The sequence below is a fragment of the Streptomyces sp. NPDC098789 genome (genome assembly GCF_044759975.1).
Taxonomy (GTDB): domain Bacteria; phylum Actinomycetota; class Actinomycetes; order Streptomycetales; family Streptomycetaceae; genus Streptomyces.
Genome location: NZ_JBIWAJ010000006.1, coordinates 74,350 through 94,656, shown reverse-complemented (window position 1 = coordinate 94,656; position 20,307 = coordinate 74,350). Strand labels below are relative to the sequence as shown.

20 protein-coding genes are annotated in these 20,307 nt (G+C 72.7%); 11 read left to right on the top strand and 9 right to left on the bottom strand.

The genetic code is table 11. From position 1 onward, the window contains the following. Positions 1-78: 78 nt before the first annotated feature. A complete protein-coding gene (locus tag ACIQWR_RS15030; RefSeq protein WP_404008728.1) occupies positions 79-1,245 on the bottom strand; it encodes a helix-turn-helix domain-containing protein in 1,167 nt (388 codons plus the stop codon). 115 nt (positions 1,246-1,360) lie between these two features. Here ACIQWR_RS15030 and ACIQWR_RS15025 point away from each other — a divergent pair, with 115 nt between their 5' ends. Beyond that, the gene (locus tag ACIQWR_RS15025) at positions 1,361-1,894 is read left to right on the top strand and encodes a flavoprotein (protein ID WP_404008725.1); all 534 of its coding nucleotides are present in this window, start codon (positions 1,361-1,363) and stop codon (positions 1,892-1,894) included. Positions 1,895-1,969: 75 nt separating this feature from the next. Here the strand turns inward: ACIQWR_RS15025 and sph are convergent, their stop codons facing one another. Beyond that, positions 1,970-2,983, bottom strand: coding sequence for a sphingomyelin phosphodiesterase (gene sph / locus ACIQWR_RS15020; RefSeq protein WP_404008722.1), 1,014 nt, complete (start codon positions 2,981-2,983; stop codon positions 1,970-1,972). A gap of 130 nt (positions 2,984-3,113) precedes the next feature. Between sph and ACIQWR_RS15015 the strand changes: the two genes are divergently transcribed. After that, positions 3,114-4,007 carry an oxygenase MpaB family protein gene (locus ACIQWR_RS15015; RefSeq protein ID WP_404008719.1) on the top strand — a complete coding sequence of 298 codons (894 nt, stop codon included), beginning with the start codon at positions 3,114-3,116 and terminating at the stop codon, positions 4,005-4,007. A gap of 76 nt (positions 4,008-4,083) precedes the next feature. On the opposite strand, the gene ACIQWR_RS15010 is transcribed toward ACIQWR_RS15015, so the two are convergent. Next, positions 4,084-5,646 (bottom strand): M1 family metallopeptidase, encoded by a 1,563-nt coding sequence (locus ACIQWR_RS15010; protein ID WP_404008718.1) that lies wholly within the window; start codon positions 5,644-5,646, stop codon positions 4,084-4,086. Between the two features lie 332 nt (positions 5,647-5,978). Between ACIQWR_RS15010 and ACIQWR_RS15005 the strand changes: the two genes are divergently transcribed. The 5 genes from ACIQWR_RS15005 (at position 5,979) to ACIQWR_RS14985 (ending at position 12,304) form a co-directional block, all read left to right on the top strand. Continuing rightward, entirely contained in the window at positions 5,979-6,848 is an 870-nt protein-coding gene (locus ACIQWR_RS15005) for a hypothetical protein (RefSeq protein ID WP_404008715.1), read from the top strand. 126 nt (positions 6,849-6,974) lie between these two features. Further along, entirely contained in the window at positions 6,975-9,527 is a 2,553-nt protein-coding gene (locus tag ACIQWR_RS15000) for a Tex family protein (RefSeq protein ID WP_404008712.1), read from the top strand. A gap of 300 nt (positions 9,528-9,827) precedes the next feature. Continuing rightward, a complete protein-coding gene (locus tag ACIQWR_RS14995) occupies positions 9,828-10,265 on the top strand; it encodes a hypothetical protein (RefSeq protein ID WP_404008710.1) in 438 nt (145 codons plus the stop codon). After that, on the top strand, positions 10,255-11,511 hold the full coding sequence (locus tag ACIQWR_RS14990) for an MAB_1171c family putative transporter (RefSeq protein ID WP_404008707.1): 1,257 nt from the start codon (positions 10,255-10,257) through the stop codon (positions 11,509-11,511). The genes ACIQWR_RS14995 and ACIQWR_RS14990 overlap by 11 nt, the downstream gene beginning before the upstream one ends. Positions 11,512-11,518: 7 nt before the next feature. Further along, positions 11,519-12,304 carry an SDR family NAD(P)-dependent oxidoreductase gene (locus tag ACIQWR_RS14985; protein WP_404008704.1) on the top strand — a complete coding sequence of 262 codons (786 nt, stop codon included), beginning with the start codon at positions 11,519-11,521 and terminating at the stop codon, positions 12,302-12,304. Here the strand turns inward: ACIQWR_RS14985 and ACIQWR_RS14980 are convergent. Together ACIQWR_RS14980 and ACIQWR_RS14975 are read right to left on the bottom strand one after the other, a co-directional pair. Next, a complete protein-coding gene (locus ACIQWR_RS14980) occupies positions 12,301-12,705 on the bottom strand; it encodes a hypothetical protein (RefSeq protein WP_404008701.1) in 405 nt (134 codons plus the stop codon). The two genes, ACIQWR_RS14985 and ACIQWR_RS14980, sit on opposite strands and share 4 nt — an antisense overlap. A gap of 13 nt (positions 12,706-12,718) precedes the next feature. Then, positions 12,719-14,356: an ABC-F family ATP-binding cassette domain-containing protein gene (locus ACIQWR_RS14975; RefSeq protein ID WP_404008698.1), complete on the bottom strand. Its 1,638-nt coding sequence runs from the start codon at positions 14,354-14,356 to the stop codon at positions 12,719-12,721. Positions 14,357-14,466: 110 nt separating this feature from the next. On the opposite strand from ACIQWR_RS14975, the gene ACIQWR_RS14970 reads away from it, so the two are divergent. Together ACIQWR_RS14970 and ACIQWR_RS14965 are read left to right on the top strand one after the other, a co-directional pair. After that, positions 14,467-15,438 (top strand): GlxA family transcriptional regulator, encoded by a 972-nt coding sequence (locus tag ACIQWR_RS14970; protein ID WP_404008695.1) that lies wholly within the window; start codon positions 14,467-14,469, stop codon positions 15,436-15,438. Positions 15,439-15,479: 41 nt separating this feature from the next. Beyond that, the gene (locus ACIQWR_RS14965; RefSeq protein WP_399256306.1) at positions 15,480-16,115 is read left to right on the top strand and encodes a DJ-1/PfpI family protein; all 636 of its coding nucleotides are present in this window, start codon (positions 15,480-15,482) and stop codon (positions 16,113-16,115) included. On the opposite strand, the gene ACIQWR_RS14960 is transcribed toward ACIQWR_RS14965, so the two are convergent. Further along, the gene (locus ACIQWR_RS14960) at positions 16,105-16,929 is read right to left on the bottom strand and encodes an enoyl-CoA hydratase/isomerase family protein (RefSeq protein ID WP_404008692.1); all 825 of its coding nucleotides are present in this window, start codon (positions 16,927-16,929) and stop codon (positions 16,105-16,107) included. The two genes, ACIQWR_RS14965 and ACIQWR_RS14960, sit on opposite strands and share 11 nt — an antisense overlap. An 84-nt stretch (positions 16,930-17,013) precedes the next feature. Here ACIQWR_RS14960 and ACIQWR_RS14955 point away from each other — a divergent pair, with 84 nt between their 5' ends. After that, on the top strand, positions 17,014-17,709 hold the full coding sequence (locus ACIQWR_RS14955; RefSeq protein ID WP_404008689.1) for an HdeD family acid-resistance protein: 696 nt from the start codon (positions 17,014-17,016) through the stop codon (positions 17,707-17,709). Between the two features lie 94 nt (positions 17,710-17,803). Then, a complete protein-coding gene (locus ACIQWR_RS14950; RefSeq protein WP_385772229.1) occupies positions 17,804-18,325 on the top strand; it encodes an ATP-binding protein in 522 nt (173 codons plus the stop codon). Positions 18,326-18,379: 54 nt separating this feature from the next. Here ACIQWR_RS14950 and idi read toward each other — a convergent pair whose 3' ends face one another. From idi to ACIQWR_RS14935, 3 genes are all read right to left on the bottom strand, one after another. Next, positions 18,380-18,979, bottom strand: coding sequence for an isopentenyl-diphosphate Delta-isomerase (gene idi / locus ACIQWR_RS14945; RefSeq protein WP_404008686.1), 600 nt, complete (start codon positions 18,977-18,979; stop codon positions 18,380-18,382). Between the two features lie 134 nt (positions 18,980-19,113). Further along, positions 19,114-19,668 carry a GNAT family N-acetyltransferase gene (locus ACIQWR_RS14940; RefSeq protein ID WP_404008683.1) on the bottom strand — a complete coding sequence of 185 codons (555 nt, stop codon included), beginning with the start codon at positions 19,666-19,668 and terminating at the stop codon, positions 19,114-19,116. A 462-nt stretch (positions 19,669-20,130) separates the two neighbouring features. After that, positions 20,131-20,274: a hypothetical protein gene (locus tag ACIQWR_RS14935; RefSeq protein WP_399256318.1), complete on the bottom strand. Its 144-nt coding sequence runs from the start codon at positions 20,272-20,274 to the stop codon at positions 20,131-20,133. Between the last annotated feature and the right edge of the window lie 33 nt (positions 20,275-20,307).

Genomic DNA, 20,307 nt, shown 5'->3' with positions numbered 1-20,307 from the left:
TCTCCCTACCGTCATCAGCGGGTGGTGACCCAAGGGTGGCGGCGTGGAGGGACGCGAATGCTCACGGATCTGTGAGTGCTACAGCCCGACCCAGCGCGCCATGCCGCCCAAGCCGTCCGGCGCTCGTCGCGACAGGTGTCCCAGTCCGCGGATCGTGGCGCGGGTCCCGGGCAGATGTCGGGTCTGCTCGGGAGCCACCTTCCTGGCCTCGGCGAGATAGACGAGCGACGTCTTCGGCGAGCCCGCCTCCATCTCGACCAAGGCGCGGTCGACGAGGTAACGGGCCCGGCGCGAGGTCAGCGTCGAGGCCGGCAGCCTGATGGCGCGGGCTTGGCCGAGGGCCTCGTCGAAGTCGTTCATGGCGATCGCGGTACCCAGCTCGTGCAGCCGCACATTGACCCGTCCGAAGGACAGCCAGTGCACGTCACCGGCTTCGCCGCCGACGCGGTCGGCCATCTCCCGCGCGGCAGCCAGGTGGGTCCGTACGGAGCCCGCGTCCCCGTGCTTCGCAGCCACGGTCGCGAGGCCGAGGTGGAGCTGACCGGTGACCGCGAGCGCCTCCCGGCTGGTCTCCCCTGCGAGGAGCGCCTGCCCCGAGGTGATCAGCGGCGCCGAGGTGGCGCCCCGCCACAGGGTCGCCCGCTTGTACCGCTGCACGGCCTCGACACACGGGTTCGAGGCCCGACCCGCGGCCCAGGCCATCCGGTCCAGGGCGATGCGTGCGAGGTCCGGGTGGTCCAGCTTCGAGGCGATGTCGTGGGCGGTCCGGTACGCAGAGGCCAGACCCTGCCACGCACTGGTGGACGGCGCCGTCCAGACCGTGTGCGTCAGCTCGACGATCAGCGCGGGCAGGGACAGCGCGGCGGCACGGAGGTGGGTGGCCCGTACCTGCTGGCACAGGCTGTCCGCGCCGACGAGCAGGTCCGGTGTCGGACGGACGTGGGCGAGGTCGGGGTTCGGCCCGAGGTCGAACCGGTCCAGCGCTTCCCGGATCGGGGCGACCAGGGCGAGGAGCCGGTCGGCGGGTAGTGCGGGGGGACCTGTCAGCTTGGACGCGTCGACCCGCAGTGCGCGAGCCACAGCCGCCACGAACCCGGGAGTCGCGGCACGGGCTCCGCACTCGACCTGGTTCAGGAGGCTGAGGCTGTACGAGATCCGGTCGGCCAACTCGCGCTGCGTGAGCCGGGCGAGGCGCCGCTGTTCCCGGATGCGGGACCCGGTGTGGCCGTCGTCGGGTAGAGGCACGCTCGTTCTCCGTCCTGGAATCGTCACCAAGGACGGTACCGGCGTACGGCGCGCCGGGTCGCTGATCGCCGCCGACTCCGCACGAACCGGGGGTGATTGCATAGGCTCGGGGGTCATGACGACGAGGACCCTGTACCTGCTCTGCTCGGCGGCCCCGCCCGTCTTCGAGATCGCCGGCGTGGTCGAGGAGGCGCAGGCCCGCGGCTGGGACGTCTGCCTCGGGTTGACGCCGACGGCCGCCGAGTGGCTGGAGGAGAGCCTCGACGTGCTGGCCGCCTTGACCGGACACCCGGTGCGTTCGCGGTACAAGCGGCCCGGGCGGCCGGACGTGTGGCCGCCGGCGGACGCGGTGCTCGTCGCCCCGGCCACGATGAACACCATCAACTCCTGGGCGCTCGGGATCACCGGAACGTGGTTGGTCGGGTTCGTCGCGGAGGCCATCGGCAAGGGGATCCCGTTGACGGCGATGCCGTGCGTCAACAGCGCCTACGCCCAGCACCCGCAGTTCCGGCCGTCGCTGGAGACCCTGCGCGGAGCCGGGGTGAGCGTGCTGTTCGGGCCCGACGGATTCGAGCCGAACGCGCCGGGGGAGAAGCGTCCGTACCCTTGGGCGGCCGCATTGGACGCGGTCGACGAGCACCGCCCGTAGCCCTGCGGCCCGGACGTACGAAAGCGCCCCCTGCCGCCCGCAGGGGCAGGTGGCAGGGGGCGGGCCGCCGGTCGGCTACGAGCCGATCAGGGGGTAGTGGTCGGAGAGGTTGGTGTAGGTGTAGGAGGTGCCCCAGCTGGAGACGGTCCAGGGCGCGGACTGCTCCTTGACCACGTTGTTGTTCCAGTTGGCCGGGCGGGCGTTGCCCTTGCGGTAGAGGACGTAGTCGAGGTCCTCGCGCGGGTCGGTCGGGTAGCGGTAGTTCGCGATCGAGTTGGTGGCCGTGTCGAAGGAGTACGGGTGGCCCGTGCGCGAGTCGGCGCCGGCCAGGTCCGCGTCCGCGAGCATGGAGGCGTACTCCGGGCTGCGCGAGTCGACGTTCATGTCGCCCGTGACGATGACCTGTTCGCCCGCCGGGATGTTCTTGGCGTCCAGGAAGGCGTCGATGTTCTTGAACTGGCGGCTGCGCATCTGGGCCGCCTCGCCCGCCTTGCAGCCCGAGTCGGTGGACTGCGCGTGGGTGCCCACCACGTGCACCTTGGTGCCGTTCACGTTCAGGACGACGTACGCGAAGCCCTTGTTGGACCACCAGTCGGCGCCGCACGCGTCCTTGTAGATGTACTGCTCCTTGCGCAGTACCGGCCACTTGCTGAGGATCGTGATCCCGCCGTCCTCCGGGGTGGTGGAGGAGTACGCGCCGCTCGTCGCGTCCCAGCCGTCCTTGCTGCGGCCGACCACCGGGGTCTGGTAGGGGTACTGCGCGGCGGCGTTGGCCTTGAGGCCGTCCGAGGCGGTGTTGTCGAAGGCCTCCTGGAGGACGACCACGTCGTGCCCCTGGAAGAAGGACGCCTTCGGGATCTCGCGGGCCCGGATGTCCTGGCCCCAGTTGGGGTAGAGGTTGGTGCTCATCAGGAAGGTGTTGTACGTCAGTACGTTGAGGCGCGGCGGCGCGGCCTGCGCGGACTGAGCGGACTCTACGGCCGAGGCTGCCGGGGCGGCGGTGACGGCGAGCGCGACGGCCGTGAGGGCGCCGACGGCCGTGGCGGCGGCCTTGGCGCGACGGGTGCGGCGGGGCGTGCTGGGCAGCATGAGGACTCCATCATTCCTGCGGGGGGAAGATCGGCTGCGCCATCACATCATCTGCAGTTACCTCTGGGTAACACCCAGGACAAGACTTTCCGACGGGGGGACGGACTTCTTGCGCTCGCATACTTGTGCCATGAGTCCCACGCGATCCAAGAGCACCGGAAGTCACTCCGACACCAGTGGTCACATCGCTCCGCCGCCGCCCGGCGGGGTGCTGTGGACCATCGCCGGAGACGTGCGCGCGCTGCTGATGCTGCCGCCCGCCTTCACGATGCAGGTCGCCCACCCGGCGATCGGCGCGGGCGTGGACGAGTACTCCGTCTTCCGCAGCGACCCCTGGGGGCGCGGGGAGCGCTCGATCCGCTCCGTCCAGCTGTGGGTGTACGGCGGCGAAGGGGCGGCGGAGGAGGGGCGCCGGGTGCGGCGGCTGCACAAGGAGATCCGGGGCACGGACACCCGGGGGCGGCGCTACCACGCCCTCGACCCGGCCTGCTACTCGTGGGTGCACGCCTCCGGCTTCCCGGTCTACCTCTACGCCGCCCGCTACCTCTTCCGCGCGTTCACCCCCGCCCAGGAGCGGGCCCTGTACGCCGAGTGGCTCCAGGTCGGCCGGATCCTCGGCATCCACGACCGGGACATGCCGGCGACCATCGAGGAGTACTGGCCGCACTACCACCGGATGCTGGCCGAGGAGATCGAGTCCACCCCGGTGGCCCGCGAACTGGTCGCCACCGACGTGCCACTGCCCCGCCCCACGGGCGGGCCGCTGCCGGTACGGGTCCTCACCCGGCTCGCCTGGCCGCTGCTGCGCACCCTGTTCCTGCGCTTCCGCGCCTTCGCCACCGTCGGCTACATGCCGCCGGAGGCACGGGCGGCCATCGGGCTGGAGTGGACCCCGGCCCAGGAGCGCAGGCTGCGCCGCTTCAGCGCGGTCGTGCGGACCGTCGTACCGCTGCTGCCCGAGCGGCTGCGGTACCTGCCCGTGGCCCGGGAGGCCCGGGCACGGTGGCGCGCCGCCGCCCACTGAGGGGCGACGGCGCGCGGGGCCGTACGGCGACCGGGGGAGCGGTCGCTGGAGCGGCCGGGCGAGCGGCCGGGTGGGCTCAGCGGCCGTGGCCGTGCCCCTGAGTCAGGCCCTGCTCGGTGTCGTGGACGTTGTTCGTCGCGGCGATCTTCTTCCAGGACTTCGGCTCCGCCTGCGGGGCCGCGGCGGGCGCCGGGGCCGCGAGCGAGCGACCCGTCGCGCCCGGCGCCTTGGTCTTCGCCGCCGGGGCGGAGAAGGCGGGCTTGCCCGGGGTGTACAGCCAGGTCTCGAAGAGGTTCGCCAGCGGCTTGCCGGAGACCCGCTCGGCATAGCGGACGAAGTCGCCCACCTTGGCGTTGCCGTAGGCGCGCTCGGTCGGCCAGCCCTTGAGGATCTTGAAGAACTTCTCGTCGCCGACCTCGTTGCGCAACGCCTGGATCGCGATCGCGCCGCGGTCGTAGACGGCCGCGTCGAACTGCTTGTCGGCGCCCGGGTCACCGGGCTTGACCTGCCAGAACGGGTCCTCGGCGGGCCGGGTCGAGTACGTCCAGTCAGCCAGCTCCTGGGCGGTCCCCTCGCCCTCCTTCTCCGACCACAGCCACTGGCTGTAGCGGGCGAAGCCCTCGTTGATCCAGATGTCCTTCCAGCCGTCGACCGAGACGCTGTCGCCGTACCACTGGTGGGCCAGCTCGTGCACGACGACCTGGACGTTGGCCCCGTTCGCGAACTGGCGCGGGCTGTAGAAGGGGCGGGTCTGGGTCTCCAGCGCGAAGCCGCTGGGCACGTTCGGCACGTAGCCGCCCAGCGCGTTGAAGGGGTACGGGCCGAAGACCCCCTCCAGCCACTCGGCGACCTCGGTCGTCCGCTCGACGCTCGCCCGCGCCGCGCCCGCGTTGTCCCCCAGGTCCACGCTGTAGGCGTTCAGCACCGGCAGCCCGCTCGCGGTCTTGTCGGTGGTGATGTCGAACTTGCCGATGGCGAGGGTGGCCAGGTAGGTGGCCTGGGGCTTGTTGGAGCGCCAGTTGTAGCGGGTCCAGCCGAGCTTCGAACTCTGCGACTGGAGCACGCCGTTGCTGATGGCCTGGAGCCCGTCCGGGACGTTGATCGACACGTCGAACGTCGCCTTGTCCAGCGGGTGGTCATTGCTCGGGAACCACCAGATGGCCGAGTCCGGCTCCTGGGCCGCGACCGCGCCGTCCGGGGTGCGGGCCCAGGCCGACCAGCCGTCGACCTTGAACTCCGAAGGCTTGCCCGCGTACTTGACGACCACCGAGGCCTGCTTGTTCTTCTGCAGCGCGGTCGCGGGGGTCACCTCCAGCTCCTGGGTGCCGGTCTTGGCGAACTTGGCCTTGACGCCGTTGACCCGGATCTCGCTCACCTGGAGGCCGAAGTCCAGGTTGAAGCGCGAGAGGTCCTGCTTGGCGGTGGTCAGGAGGGTCGCCGTGCCCTCCAGGAGGTCGGTCTTGGGCTGGTACTGGAGTCTCAAGTCGTAGTGCGAGACGTCGTATCCACCGTTGCCGCTGGCCGGGTAATAGGGATCGCCGATACCCGGGGCGCCCGGAACGGCGGTCGCCGCCGACGCCGGGATCACCAGCAGCAGGGAGGCGGCGAGCACGCTCGGGGCGATGACTTTGCGTCGCACGAAGGACTCCAAGGGGTAGGGGAGACGGTTCTCCTGAGCAGTGTTCAGCTCGGATCAAGGCTTGTGTGTTCGACCGTATTCACCCCTGCGCCCCACGTCATGTCCATGGCCCCTGCTGTCACACGATCGCCATTCGGACGTCACACCACGCCATCCGGACGGCCCCCGGCCAGGTGGGGCGGGGCCGATGGCCGGGGAAGAACGGCCGGATCTCGCGGTCGCGGTCGCGGGCGCAGGCCTCGCGCCGGCCTCGCGCAGGCCCGGTGGGCGGGCAGGCGGGCAGCCTCCGGCGACCCTGTTGTACATACCAATCAGTCGGTAGGGTGCTGGGCATGACGCTCTCCACCCTCCCGCCCTTCGCCGCGCGCCGCTGTTGGCACGCTGCCGTCAATCCGCTGCACGCCACCATCTACTTCTCGCCGGATCTCGCCGGGGAACTGGCCCTCCTCGGCATCGAGGGCCCGGCCGCGCCCCTGAGCACCCGCAGCGCCGCCCTGGGCGCGGTCGGCCCCGGCACGGTGGCCGCGACCTTCTACAACTACAGCCACGCCCACCTCGCCCAGTTCTTCCCCGCGGTGTGGCAGAAGGCGGACCCCGAGCAGGTCATCGCCGCCCGGCTGCGGGCCGTCGACGCGACCCTCACCCGGCTGCTCGGCGCCGAGGTCCTGGCCTCCGCGGAGCTGGCCGAGGCGGCCGACCTGGCGATGCGCGCCACCGAGGGGTGCACCCGGCACGGGCGCCCGCTCTACTCCGCCCACGCCGACCTGCCGGTCCCCGAGGCCCCGCACCTGCGCCTGTGGCACGCGACCACCCTGCTGCGCGAGCACCGCGGTGACGGTCACCTCGCCGCCCTGCTGATCGCCGGACTCGATCCCGTCGAGGCCCTGGTCAGCCACAACGCCACCGGGCACGGCATGACCTCGAAGTGGTTGCGGGCCACCCGCGGCTGGACCACGGCCGACCTGGCGGCGGCCGCGGACCGGCTGCGCGAGCGCGGGCTCCTCGACACCGACCACGAGCTGACCGAGGCCGGTGCGGCGCTGCGCGAGCGGCTGGAGGCGGACACCGACCGGCTCGACGCGGCCCCGTACGAGCACCTCGGCGCGGCCGGCCTGGCCCGTCTGCACGAGCTGGGCGGCGCCCTCGTCGTCCGGGCCATCCGCGCCGGCGCCTTCCCGGCCGACCTCACCGGCAAGGGCTGAGGCAGCCGGCGAACGGCCCGGCCCCGCCGCTCGATCGGCAGGGTTCCCGACCTCCGTCACCGCCACCTGCCACAATTGGCAGCTTCCAGTGCAGTGCGGCAGTGCAGACGAAGGCGGGACCGGAACGTGACGACGTCCATCGAAGGCAGGATCGCCGAGGAACTCGGCGTACGGGAGCGGCAGGTCAAGGCCGCCGTCGAGCTGCTCGACGGCGGCTCCACCGTGCCGTTCATCGCGCGCTACCGCAAGGAAGCGACCGAGCTGCTCGACGACGCCCAGCTGCGCACCCTGGAGGAGCGGCTGCGGTACCTGCGCGAGCTGGAGGACCGCCGCGCCGCGATCCTGGAGTCCGTGCGGGAGCAGGGCAAGCTCGACGACGCCCTGTCGGCCATGATCAACGCGGCCGACACCAAGGCCCGGCTGGAGGACATCTACCTGCCCTTCAAGCCCAAGCGCCGCACCAAGGCGCAGATCGCCCGCGAGGCGGGCCTGGAGCCGCTCGCCACGGGGCTGCTCGCCGACCCCTCGGTGGATCCGGTCGCCGCGGCCGCCGCGTTCGTCGACGCCGACAAGGGCGTCGCCGACCCGGCCGCCGCGCTCGAAGGCGCCCGCGCCATCCTGACCGAGCGGTTCGCCGAGGACGCCGACCTGATCGGCGAGCTGCGCGAACGGATGTGGACCCGGGGCCGGATGGCCGCCAAGGTGCGCGACGGTCAGGAGGAGGCGGGCGCCAAGTTCGCCGACTACTTCGACTTCGCCGAGCCCCTCACCGCGCTGCCCTCGCACCGCGTCCTCGCCATGCTGCGCGGCGAGAAGGAGGACGTCCTCGACCTCACCCTGGAGCCCGAGGACCGCGACGACACGGCGACCCCCGGCCCCTCGACCTACGAGGGCATGGTCGCCCGCCGTTTCGGCGTCGCCGACCGCGGTCGCCCCGGGGACAAGTGGCTCGCCGACTGCGTCCGTTGGGCCTGGCGCACCAAGATCCAGGTGCACCTGGGGCTCGACCTGCGCACCCGGCTGCGCCAGGCCGCCGAGGACGAGGCGGTCCGCGTCTTCGCGTCCAACCTGCGCGACCTGCTGCTCGCGGCGCCCGCCGGTACCCGCGCCACGCTGGGCCTGGACCCGGGCTTCCGCACCGGCGTGAAGGTCGCCGTCGTGGACGCCACCGGCAAGGTCGTGGCGACCGAGGTGATCTACCCGCACGTGCCGGCCAACAAGTGGGACGACTCCCTCGCGAAGCTCGCCCGGCTCGCCCGCGAGCACGCGGTCGACCTCGTCGCCATCGGCAACGGGACCGCCTCGCGCGAGACCGACAAGCTCGCCGGTGACCTGATCGCCCGGCACCCCGAACTGAACCTGACCAAGGTGATGGTCTCGGAGGCGGGCGCCTCCGTGTACTCGGCCTCCGCCTTCGCCTCGCAGGAACTCCCGGACATGGACGTGTCGTTGCGCGGGGCCGTCTCCATCGCCCGCCGGCTGCAGGACCCGCTCGCCGAACTGGTGAAGATCGACCCGAAGTCGATCGGCGTCGGTCAGTACCAGCACGACCTGTCCGAGGTGAAGCTCTCCCGCTCCCTCGACGCGGTCGTCGAGGACTGCGTGAACGGCGTCGGCGTGGACGTCAACACCGCCTCCGCGCCCCTGCTCTCCCGGGTCTCGGGCATCAGCGGCGGCCTCGCCGAGAACATCGTGGCCCACCGCGACGCCAACGGCCCCTTCCGCAGCCGCAAGGCGCTCAAGGACGTGGCCCGGCTCGGCCCCAAGGCGTACGAGCAGTGCGCCGGCTTCCTGCGGATCCGCGACGGGGAGGACCCGCTGGACTCCTCCAGCGTGCACCCCGAGGCCTACCCGGTGGTCCGGGCGATGGGCAAGACGGCGGGCGGCCAGGTGGCCGCGCTGATCGGCAACACCGCCGTACTGCGCTCCCTGCGCCCCGCGGACTTCGTCACGGAGGCCTTCGGCCTGCCGACCGTCTCGGACATCCTGCGCGAGCTGGAGAAGCCGGGCCGCGACCCGCGACCCGCCTTCAAGACGGCCACCTTCAAGGAGGGCGTGGAGAAGATCGGCGACCTGGCCCCCGGGATGATCCTGGAGGGCGTGGTCACCAACGTGGCGGCCTTCGGCGCGTTCATCGACATCGGCGTCCACCAGGACGGCCTGGCGCACGTCTCGGCGCTCTCGAAGACCTTCGTCAAGGATCCCCGCGACGTGGTCAAGCCGGGTGACATCGTCCGGGTGAAGGTCATGGACGTGGACATCCCGCGCAAGCGGATCTCGCTCACCCTGCGGCTGGAGGACGAAGGGGCGGACCGCGCGGCGGGCGCCCCGCGGCCCCGCCAGGAGCGCGGCGAGCGGAGTTCCGGCGGGCGCCCGCCGCAGCAGCGCGGCGGCGGCCAGAGCGGCCAGAGCGGCCAGGGCGGTCAAGGCGGTCAGGGCCGCGGCGGCGCGGGCAAGGGTGCCGGCGCCGGCAACGGAGGCGGCAACGGAGGCGGCGCGGGCAGGAGCGGCAACGGCGGCGGCGCGGCCGGCGGCGCCCGGGGCGCGTCCGGCGCCCGCGGAGGCGCGGGCGGCGGCCAGAGCGCCGGCAAGAGCGCTCCGGCGCCGGCCAACAGCGCGATGGCCGACGCCCTGCGCCGGGCCGGTCTGACCGGCCCGGAGGAGCGCCGCGGGCGCTGACGCCCGAGGACCCCGGCGGCGCCGGGGTCTGATGCGCAGGTCGCGGGCCCGGGCAGGAAGGACTGGCTGAATACCCCCCCTGCCCGGGGGCGCGCCTTGCCAACTCCTGCACCCGATCTGTAGGCATGTGGGAACGCCCGTTCGCCATTCGGCGGGCGGGCTTCCCTGATCCCCCCTCAGGACGTCATGCCCACATCAGCCCCTGCCTATCGACGCTGCCCGGGAAAGGGTCCGAAGAGGGAGCACATGCCATACCGGCAACTCAGCCTGCGCAAACGCTGCGAGACGATTCTCGGTCGTTTGGACTTGCCGCACCCGTTCTCCCTCGACGCCCTGTGCGGGCGGATCGCCGAGCAGCGGGGCCGGCCCATCCGGTTGCACCCGCTCCCCAAGGAAGCCGCCGAGTCCGGTGTGTGCGGCCTGTGGGTGGGCACCACGAGCATCGACTACGTCTTCTACGAGGCCCAGACCTCACCGCTGCACCGCGAGCACATCGTCCTGCACGAGCTGGGCCACATCCTCTTCGGCCACAACTCCCTGGAGGGCGAGGAGAGCGGCGCCCAGGCCCCGGTCATCCTGGGCCGCACCAACTACACCAACCGCCAGGAGCAGGAGGCCGAGATGCTGGCCAGCCTGATCCGCACCAGCGCGGGGCTGCCCCCGGTCGACGAGGCCGCCGGGACGCTGGCCCGCCTGGAGTCCGCCATGGGGTACCGGCGGGTGCAGCATGGCGGCTGACCCGATCGCCGCCTTCGGGGACTCCCTGGCCGTGCCCAGCGTGGTGTGCCTGTGGCTCGCGGTGCTGCTGCGCTCCCCGGCCGCCGTCCGCTCCCCGCAACAGCGCGGACTGCTGCTCGCCGTCGCCACCGCCGCCGCCGCGATGACCCTGAACCTGCCCGACGTGGTCAGCTACGCGATGCGCGATCCGCAGTACTCGCACACCGTCGGACTGGTCCGCAACCTCATCGGGGTCTTCTCGGCGGGCGCCGTCCTCTACTTCGTCGCTGCGGCCACCACCCGGGGCCGCCTGCTGCGCCAAGGCGCCGCCGTCACCACCATCGGCCTGCTCACCGCGCTGGTCCTGCTCGACCTGGCCGCCCCCGGACACGGCACCCACACCATCCCGCCGCACGGCGATCCGGTGCCCTCCCTCGGGTACTGGCTCGTGCTCATCTCGGCGCACCTCGCCGCCAACACCGCCTGCGTGGCCCTGTGCTGGCGCTACGGCCTGCGCACCGAGAGCCGCGGACTGGCCGCCGGACTGTGGCTGTTCGGCCTCGGCACCGCGCTCGCCGGGGCGTTCTGGTTCGTCTACCTGCTGAAGCTGCTCTTCGGTGCCACCGCCGCCATGCCCTGGCTGCCCCTGCTGATGAACCTGCACGGGCTGCTGCGCGCCGCCGCCCTGCTCGTGCCCGTGCTCTTCGGACTGCGCCGGACCGTCTCGGACGTCGGCACCGCCTGGCGACTGTGGCCGCTGTGGCGCGACCTGGTCCAGGCGGTGCCGCACGTCGCGCTGACGAAGCCGCGCGCCGGGCGCGTGGTGGAGTTCCTGTGGCCGCCGGTCCCGCGCGACCTGCTGGTCTACCGGAAGGTGATCGAGACCCGCGACGCGATCCTGATCCTGAACGAGTACGTCGTCCCGGGCGTCCCGGAGCTGGCCCGCCACCACGTCGTCGGCGCCGGGGTGCCCGCCCCGCGCCGCGGCGCGGCCGCGCTGGCCTGCGTCCTCAAGGAGGCGCGCCAGGCCAAGCTCGACGGATCGGCCGGGCGGTCACCGGACGGGGCGGAGCCGCTGTACGTCCCCTCCTCGGTGCACGGACCCACGGGCACCGTCGAGGGCAGCGACCTGGAGGACGAGAAGAGCTTCCTCGTCGAGGTCGCCCAGGCCTACGGATCCACCGCCACCCGCACCTTCGCCCCCGAGCTGCCCGAACCACCTGACCTGCCCGAACCACCTGATCTGCCCGCAACCGCCGGAAAGTGACACGCACGTGAGCAACCGAACCACCGTTCTGATCACCGGAGCCAGCGCCGGGCTGGGCGCCGCCTTCGCCCGCGGCTTCGCCGCCAAGGGGTGCGACCTCGTCCTCGTCGCCCGGGACGAGGAGCGCCTGGACGCCCTCGCGAAGGAACTGGGCCGGGACTTCGGCGCGGCCGCCGAGGTGCTGCCCGCCGATCTGCTCGACCCGGCACAGTGCGCCGGTGTCGTCGCGCGGCTCGCGGACACCGAGCGGCCCGTGGACGTCCTGGTCAACAACGCGGGCTTCGGGCTCCCGGCGCCCTTCCCGTACAGCCCCGTCGAGGACGAGGAGCGGATGCTCGACCTGCTGGTCAAGGTCCCGCTGCGGCTGACCCACGCGCTGGTCCCGGGGCTGCGGGAGCGGCGCCGCGGGGCCGTGCTGAACGTGTCCTCGGTCGCCGGTCTGCTGCCCACCGGGACCTACGGCGCGGCCAAGGCCTGGATCACCGCCTTCAGCGAATCGCTGCGGGTGGACCTGGCCCCGTACGGGGTCCGGGTGCTCGCGGTGGTCCCCGGCTTCACCCGGACCGAGTTCCAGGAGCGGGCGGGCATGGACGTCAGCAAGCTGTCCGACGCGGTCTGGCTGGAGCCCGAGGCCGTCGTGGCCCAGGCCCTGCGCGACCTCGCCCGGCGCCGCCCGCTGAGCATCACCGGGCGTCGCTACAAGGCGTACGCCCTGGCCGTGCGCCACCTGCCGCGCACCGTGGTGGCCGGCCGAATGGCCCGCAAGCGAAGCGCCCCGGCGGACGCGCTCTAGGGCTGCCCGGCCTGCTCGACCAGCTCCTCGGGGGAGAGGCGGGTGATCTTCTTCCCCGCCTCGGTCTCCACCAGGGTCACCGCCCCGTTCCAGTCCCCGTCCTGCGGGTACTCCCAGGTGGCCGGGTCCCCGAGGACGGCCGGGAGCAGGGCGCGGGGCACCAACGCGCCGTGCTCGAAGCCCTCCTGCCCGGACGGGGAGGTCCAGGTGGCGACCCGGCGCACCTCGATCCAGCCGCGGTCGACCAGGGGGAGCAGGATCTGGGCCAGCTCGCCGACCGACCGGTCCTGGTCCGCCTCGTCGAGGTCGCCCCAGACACCGGCCAGGAGGTCGATCTCGTACGAACTGATCATGAAGGCTCGTTCGGAGGTGGTCAGCTCCTGCCATTCGTGCTGGCCCATCCGCCGGACCCTCCTACTCCTCGGTGACCCGGCCGTCGGCCACCCGCAAGCGGCGGGTGACCTGGACCGCGTCCAGCATCCGCCGGTCGTGCGTGACCAGCAGCAGGGTGCCCTCGTACGCCTCCAGCGCGGACTCCAGCTGCTCGATCGCGGGGAGGTCCAGGTGGTTCGTCGGCTCGTCCAGCACCAGCAGGTTCACCCCGCGACCCTGGAGCAGGGCCAGCGCCGCCCGGGTCCGCTCGCCCGGGGACAGGGTGCCCGCCGGGCGCAGCACGTGGGCCGCCTTCAGGCCGAACTTCGCCAGCAGGGTGCGGACTTCCGCGGGCTCGGTGTCGGGCACCGCCGCGCAGAAGGCCTCCAGCAGCGGCTCGTTGCCGAGGAACAGCCCGCGCGCCTGGTCCACTTCGCCGACCAGGACGCCCGAACCGAGCGTGGCCGAACCGGAGTCCGGCGCGAGCCGCCCGAGCAGCACCGCGAGCAGCGTGGACTTCCCGGCGCCGTTGGCCCCGGTGATCGCCACCCGGTCCGCCCAGTCCAGCTGGAGGCTGGCCGGCCCGAAGGTGAACTCCCCGCGCCGCACGCTCGCTTCGCGCAGGGTCGCGACCACCGAGCCGGAGCGCGGCGCCGCCGCGATCTCCATGCGCAGCTCCCACTCCTTGCGGGGCTCGTCGACCACGTCGAGGCGCTCGATCGCGCGCTGCGTCTGCCGCGCCTTCGACGCCTGCTTCTCGCTGGCCTCGCTGCGGAACTTCTTGCCGATCTTGTCGTTGTCGGTGGCCTTGCGCCGGGCGTTCTTGACGCCCTTGTCCATCCAGCCGCGCTGCATCTGCGCGCGCCCCTCCAGGGCCGCGCGCTTGTCGGCGTACTCGTCGAACTCCTCGCGGGCGTGCGTGCGGGCCCGCTCGCGCTCCTCCAGGTAGGCGTCGTACCCGCCGCCGTAGAGGTTGATCTCCTGCTGGGCCAGGTCGAGTTCGAGGACCTTGGTGACCGTCCGGGTGAGGAACTCGCGGTCGTGGCTGATCACCACCGTGCCCGCGCGCAGCCCCTTCACGAAGGACTCCAGCCGCTCCAGGCCCTCCAGGTCGAGGTCGTTCGTCGGCTCGTCGAGCAGGAAGACGTCGTAGCGCGACAGCAGCAGCGAGGCGAGGCCCGCGCGGGCGGCCTGGCCGCCGGAGAGCGCCGTCATCGGCAGGTCGAGGCCCACGGACAGCCCGAGGTCGGCCGCGACCTCCTCGGCCCGCTCGTCCAGGTCGGCCCCGCCGAGGTCCAGCCACCGGTCCAGGGCACTCGCGTAGGCGTCGTCCGCGCCCGCGACCCCGTCCACCAGGCCCTGCGTGGCCGCGTCCAGCTCCGTCTGCGCGGTGGCCACCCCGGTCCGACGGGCCAGGAACTCCCGGATCGACTCGCCGGGGCGGCGCTCCGGCTCCTGCGGCAGGTGACCGACCGTGGCGGTGGGCGGGGAGAGCCGCAGCTCACCGGTCTCCGGCGTGTCCAGGCCGGCGAGCAGGCGCAGCAGCGTCGACTTCCCGGCGCCGTTGACGCCGACGAGGCCGATGACGTCACCGGGGGCGACGACCAGGTCGAGACCGGTGAAGAGCGAGCGCGCGCCGTGTCCGGCGGCGAGTTCCTTGGCGACGAGGGTTGCAGTCATGATCCGTCGATCCTATCGGCCGTGCCCGGCCCGCCCGCCCGCACGTCGATGGCAGGAAAGGTGGGGAGCCCGACATTGCGGACGCCGGTGCCGCGCACGACGATGGATCCATGCCATCCGAACCCCGGCACAGCGTGCTCGTCCTCCTCTACGACGGCGTCCAGAGCCTGGACGTGACCGGCCCGGTCGAGGTCTTCGCGGGGGTGGGCCGCTTCCCCGGCCGCGAGGGGTACCGGATCCGCACGGTGTCCCCGGCCGGTGCGCCCGTGCGGACCAGCAGCGGGCTGACCCTGCTCCCGGACGGGCCGCTGGAGGGCGCCGAGCCGGGCCCGGGCACCACGGTGCTGGTGCCCGGCGGCCGGTACCGGGGGGACTTCGAGCCCCGGCTCACCGACTGGCTGCGCGCGCACGGCACCCGGCCGGACCGGCTCGTGGCCGTCTGCACCGGCTCGCTGCTCCTCGCGGAGGCAGGGCTGCTGGACGGCCGGCGCGCCACCAGCCACTGGAACGCCTGCGCGCGGATGGCGCTCGACTACCCGCGGGTGCGGGTGGAGCCCGAGCCGATCTACGTACGGGACGGGTACGTCGCCACCTCGGCCGGTGTGACCGCGGGCATCGATCTCGCGCTGGCCCTGGTGGAGGAGGACCACGGCCGGGACATCGCCCTCGACATCGCCCGCCACCTGGTGGTCTACCTGCGCAGGCCGGGCAACCAGGCCCAGTTCAGCGCGCTGCTCGCGGCCCAGAGCGCCCAGCGCGAACCGCTGCGCGAGGTGCAGCACTGGATCACCGGGCACCCCGGCGCGGAGTTGACCGTCGAGGCGCTCGCCGCCCGCGCCCGGCTCTCGCCGCGCCACTTCGCCCGCGCCTTCCACGCCGAGACCGGCACGACCCCCGGCCGCTACGTCGAAAGGGTCCGGGTCGAGCACGCCCGCAGGCTGCTGGAGGACACCTCCGAAGGCATCGCCCAGATCGCCCGGGCCTGCGGCTACGGCACCCCGGAAGCGTTGCGGCGCGCCTTCGTCAAGACCCTCGGCCAACCGCCCGCCGAATACCGGCGCCGTTTCGGCGCGCCCGCCTGACCTCCCACGCACTCACCCGACCCACACGCAGAGGACACCGCATGCAGATCGCCGTCCTGCTCTTCGACCGGTTCACCGCCCTCGACGCCGTCGGCCCCTTCGACACGCTCGGCCGCCTCCCCGGCGCCGAGACCGTCTTCGTCGCGGAGCGCCCCGGGCCCGTGCGCAACGACTCGGGCCAGCTCGCGCTCGTCGCCGAGCGCTCCCTCGCCGACGTGCCGGCCCCGGACATCCTGCTGGTCCCCGGCGGGCCCGGCCAGAGCGCGCAGATGGAGAACGAGGTCCTCCTGGACTGGCTGCGCACCGCCGACGCCCATACGCAGTGGACCACCTCGGTGTGCACCGGCTCGCTGCTGCTCGCCGCCGCCGGGCTGCTCCGCGGCCGGCGCGCCACCAGCCACTGGCTGGCCCTGGACCAGCTCCCGTTGTACGGCGCCGAGCCCACCGGGGAGCGGGTCGTCACCGACGGCAAGTACGTGACCGCGGCCGGGGTGTCCTCCGGCATCGACATGGGCCTGACCCTGCTCGGCCGGATCGGCGGGGACCGGCTGGCCCAGTCCGTCCAACTCCTCACCGAGTACGACCCCCAGCCGCCCTACGACGCGGGCTCGCCCGAGAAGGCCCCCGCGGACCTGGTGGCCGAGTGGCGCGAGCAGAGCCGCTTCGTCATGGAGTAGCCGCGCCCGGCGCGGCGTCCCCGCCGACCGCCCAGGTGAAGGCGGGCGTGCGGCGCTCCAGGAAGGCGGCGACCCCCTCGGCGGTGTCGCCGCTGCCGCGCGCCTGCGCCGCCCAGTGCTCGTCGCGGTCCGTGCGCCCGTTCGCGAACTCCTTCGCCGCGGCCTGGGTGAGCCGCGAACGCCCGGCCAGGATCCGGGTGAACTCGGCGACGCGCTTGTCCAGCTGGCCCGCGGGCAGCAGCTCGTCCAGCAGGCCGGTCCGCAGCGCCCGGTCCGCATCGATCAGCTCGGCGGAGAACAGGAGGTACTTGGCGGTCGCGGGACCCACCAGGGCGGCGAGCCGCCGGGTCGAGGACGCGGGGTAGACGATCCCGAGCCGGGCCGGGGTCACCCCGAAGGACGCCCCCTCCTCGGCGAACCGCAGATCGCAGGCGGCGGCGAGCTGGCTGCCGCCGCCCACGCAGAACCCGCGGATCGCGGCCAGGGTGGGCTTGGGGAAGGCGGCGAGCGCCTCCTCGGCCCGCACGGCCAGGGTCTGCGGATCCTCCGCGGGCCCGGTGACGCCGGCGCTCCCGTGCGCGCGCTCCGCGGGCCGCTGCGGCGCCCGCAGCGAGGAGATGTCCGCGCCGGCGCAGAAGGTGTCCCCGGCGCCGGTCAGCACGAGCGCCCGTACCGCGGGATCGGCCGCGAGGCCCTCCAGCAGCTCCGGGAGCGCGCGCCACATCGCGGCCGTCATGGCGTTGCGCTTGGCGGGGTGCGAGATGACGACCGTGGCGACCCCGTCCGCGACGGTGTGCAGTAGCTGCGCGTCCATGCGCCGGATGCTATCCCGGGCCGTCGATCCTATGATCAAGAGAGTCCGGGGGGAGCCGGGGGGTGCCGACGAGGAGGCACGTCCATGGCCGCAGAGCGCACACGCCGCATCGACGAGAACGGACGGGAGAAGCAGGGCAAGGAGAAGCTGAGCCGGGGCTTCGGCCTACTGGCCCTGCTCGGCGTGATCCTCGTGCTGGCCGGTCTGGTCGGCCTCATCTATACCGGGGTCGCCACGCTGACCTCGATGTTCCTCTTCGGCTGGCTACTGCTCGTGGGCGGTCTGGTCGGTCTCCTCCAGGCGGTGCAGGCCCGCAAGAGCAACTACTTCTGGCTCGCCGTGATCGTCGCCGCCATCAACCTCGCCGCGGGCTTCGTGATCCTGCGGCGCCCCGAGGCGAGCGCCGAGGCGCTCACGATGTTCGCCGCGCTGCTCTTCCTGACCGGCGGGGTGTTCCGACTGGCGGGCGCCCTGGTCGTGCGCGGTGCGAACTTCGTCCTGACGCTGGTCCAGGGTGCCTTCGGGGTGCTGCTGGGGATCCTGGTGCTGTGGAGCTGGCCCGGCAGCAGTCAGTACGTGATCGGTACCTTCTTCTCGCTCGCCCTGCTGTTCGACGGGCTGAGTCTGGTGGCGCTGGGCATGGGCGCGCGCCGCATCCTGGGCCTGGTCAGGGACGACGACGGCGCGACGGCGGCGACGACGACCCCGGAGGCGGCGTCCGCGGCGCGGGAGGCGGCCGACAAGCGGTCCGTGGAAGATCAGGAACAGTCGAACAACTGACTCCGCCATGCGTCACCGGTCAAATAGTGTCCGAATCACGCTGACTTGTGGTCAGTGACGCGGTCCGGACCAGCCCGGTCCCCACTCTTGACGCGTGGAGACGATCGAGCGTGAAGACGGGGGCCGGGAAATGGACGTCAGCGGGAGTGTCCCGCCAGTCGAGGGGAGCGCGCCGGACGACCCGGCCGGTCCCCTCGCCTACGAAGGTGTGTGGCGGTTCACCGCGCCCTCGCTAGAAGAATCCGTTCCGCAGGCGCGCCGGGCGGTCCGCGACCTGCTCGGGCGGCAGGGCGTACCGGCCGATCAGGACCTGGTCTACGCGCTGCTGCTGATCGTCTCCGAGCTGGTCACCAACTCGGTGCGGCACGCGGCCCTGCTCTCGCCCGAGGTGGCGGTGGAGGTCGCGATCGGCCGCGAGTGGGTCCGGGTGGCGGTCGAGGACAACCACCCCTACCGGCCCAAGGCGCTGGAAGCGGACTTCGGGCAGACGGGCGGGCGCGGCCTGCTGCTGGTCCGGGAGGTCACGCGGGAGGCGGGCGGGGTGTGCGACGTCGAGCACACCTCCACCGGCGGCAAGGTCATCTGGGCCGCCCTGCCGCTCACCGCCGCGGGCTGACCGGTCTGCGGTCGTCGCCCGCGGCGGCGGTGGGTGAGCGCGGCGGCTCGGGGCCTACCAGCCCGCGGCCTCGCCGGTCAGCTCGCGGATCGCCGGCCGCGCCGCGTCCAGCACGGTCATGAACCAGGCCGAGAACGGCTCCTCGGCATGGCGCTTCACCAGCTCGTCGGCCGTGACGAAGGCGGTGTCGCCGACCTCCTCCGGGTCCGGGCGCAGCCTCGCCTGTGCGAGTCCCACGAACAGGTGGTTGTACTCCTGCTCGACCAGCCCCGACGCGGGGTCGGGGTGGTTGTAGCGCACGGTCCCCGCCTCCGCGAGCAGCGAGGGCGAGACGCCCAGCTCCTCGTAGGTGCGCCGGGCGGCCGCGGCGAACGGCGACTCCCCGGGGTAGGGGTGCCCGCAACAGGTGTTCGACCAGACGCCGGGGGAGTGGTACTTGCCCAGGGCCCGCTGCTGGAGCAGCAGTCGGCCCTGCCCGTCGAAGAGGAACACGGAAAAGGCCCGGTGCAGCAGGCCGGGCGCCTGATGTGCGGAGAGCTTCTCAGCAGTGCCGACGGTGTGACCGGACTCGTCGACCAGTTCGAGCATGATCGGTTCTTGAGTGCCGGTGCCGGTGGACGCGCTGTTCGCGGCGGTGGCTGGTGTGGTCGGCATACCCATCCTTCGCTTCGGACTTCGGCGTTCAGTCTGCCGCACAAAAGCGGCTTGTCCCCACTTCGGTGATCTGTGCCGGGCTGCCCTCCACCGCGTGGTATGCGGCGGAGGGCAGCCCGCGGGGGTCGGACGCCTCAGACGCCGAAGGGGGCGGGATACGTGATCGTGCCCATAGGTACAGGGACGGAATCGTCCAGCACTAGAGCCATCATGGCGTCGTCGGGTACCTCGAACGGCGCACGGATGCCGAAGCCCGACGCGGGGACGAATCCGAAGCGCGGGTAGTACGCGGGGTGCCCCAGCACCAGAACGAGCGGTTCCGCGCGCTCCCGGGCCGCCGCGAGCAGGGCGCGCACGACCGCGCTGCCCGCGCCGGAGCGCTGGTGGGCGGGAGCGGTCGCGACCGGGGCGAGCGCGAGCGCGGGCGAGCCGTCCACCGTGCAGCGGGTGAGCAGGGCGTGCGAGGCGATCGAGCCGTCGGGGGCCTCGGTGACGTAGGAGAGCCCGGGCAGCCAGGCGTCGTCGAGCCGCAGCGCGTCCACGAGGTCCGCCTCCAGAGCGGACTCGAAGGCGGCCAGGTTGACGGCGCGGACCGCGGCCACGTCGGACGGGAGCTCCGGCCGGGCCGGCCAGGCGGAGGCGTGGGTGGAGGAGCGGGTGGAGGAGTGGGAGAAGGACTTGTCGGTCAACGTGAACCCTCGGAAAAGGGCTCCGGCCGACGCCTGGTGATCAGGCTCGGCCGGACACCCGGTGAATGGTGGGGTACCGGTGGTGGTCGCCCTGCACGGCGGCGATCCCTATGACGGTCATCAACCCCACCTCTTTTCCGTATAAGTCGGTTCTTCTCGCGCCAGGACGCGTTAAGGCGTACTAGAAGGCGCTTGAACATGATTCGTACACGCTGGCGAATACCCTAACATCCGGGCGGTTTGGTGAGCGTGGCACGATCGTCAATGATGATCCGAAAGGGTCCGCGCGCCCGGTAATCATCGGATTGTCGGGCGGCGATCGGGTGGTGAACCCCCGCTTCCATTCATCCGATAGCCTCTGCCGACGTGCCGCCGCCCCACCTGGTGGCCGTCCCGTGTGTACGTCGCAAGGAGTGAGTTCGTCTGCCGACCGCCATCCTCACCGGCCAGCCGGTCCCCGGCTCAGCACTCGCGGACGAGCTGAGATCGCTCGGCTTCGACGTCGAGCCCGCGACCGACCCGGCACGCGCCACCGCCGCGCTGGCCGCCGTACCCGCCGACCAGCGGGTCGCGATCGTCGACAGTGAATTCGTCGGACACCTGCACGCCCTGCGCCTCGCCCTCACCGACCCGCGCTTC

Coding starts and splice junctions, on each gene's coding strand:
- ACIQWR_RS15025 (WP_404008725.1), top strand. CDS start 1,361: ATGACGACGAGGACCCTGTACCTGCTCTGCTCGGCGGCCCCGCCCGTC.
- sph (WP_404008722.1), bottom strand. CDS start 2,983: ATGCTGCCCAGCACGCCCCGCCGCACCCGTCGCGCCAAGGCCGCCGCC.
- ACIQWR_RS15015 (WP_404008719.1), top strand. CDS start 3,114: ATGAGTCCCACGCGATCCAAGAGCACCGGAAGTCACTCCGACACCAGT.
- ACIQWR_RS15005 (WP_404008715.1), top strand. CDS start 5,979: ATGACGCTCTCCACCCTCCCGCCCTTCGCCGCGCGCCGCTGTTGGCAC.
- ACIQWR_RS14990 (WP_404008707.1), top strand. CDS start 10,255: ATGGCGGCTGACCCGATCGCCGCCTTCGGGGACTCCCTGGCCGTGCCC.
- ACIQWR_RS14980 (WP_404008701.1), bottom strand. CDS start 12,705: ATGGGCCAGCACGAATGGCAGGAGCTGACCACCTCCGAACGAGCCTTC.
- ACIQWR_RS14975 (WP_404008698.1), bottom strand. CDS start 14,356: ATGACTGCAACCCTCGTCGCCAAGGAACTCGCCGCCGGACACGGCGCG.
- ACIQWR_RS14970 (WP_404008695.1), top strand. CDS start 14,467: ATGCCATCCGAACCCCGGCACAGCGTGCTCGTCCTCCTCTACGACGGC.
- ACIQWR_RS14965 (WP_399256306.1), top strand. CDS start 15,480: ATGCAGATCGCCGTCCTGCTCTTCGACCGGTTCACCGCCCTCGACGCC.
- ACIQWR_RS14960 (WP_404008692.1), bottom strand. CDS start 16,929: ATGGACGCGCAGCTACTGCACACCGTCGCGGACGGGGTCGCCACGGTC.
- ACIQWR_RS14955 (WP_404008689.1), top strand. CDS start 17,014: ATGGCCGCAGAGCGCACACGCCGCATCGACGAGAACGGACGGGAGAAG.
- idi (WP_404008686.1), bottom strand. CDS start 18,979: ATGCCGACCACACCAGCCACCGCCGCGAACAGCGCGTCCACCGGCACC.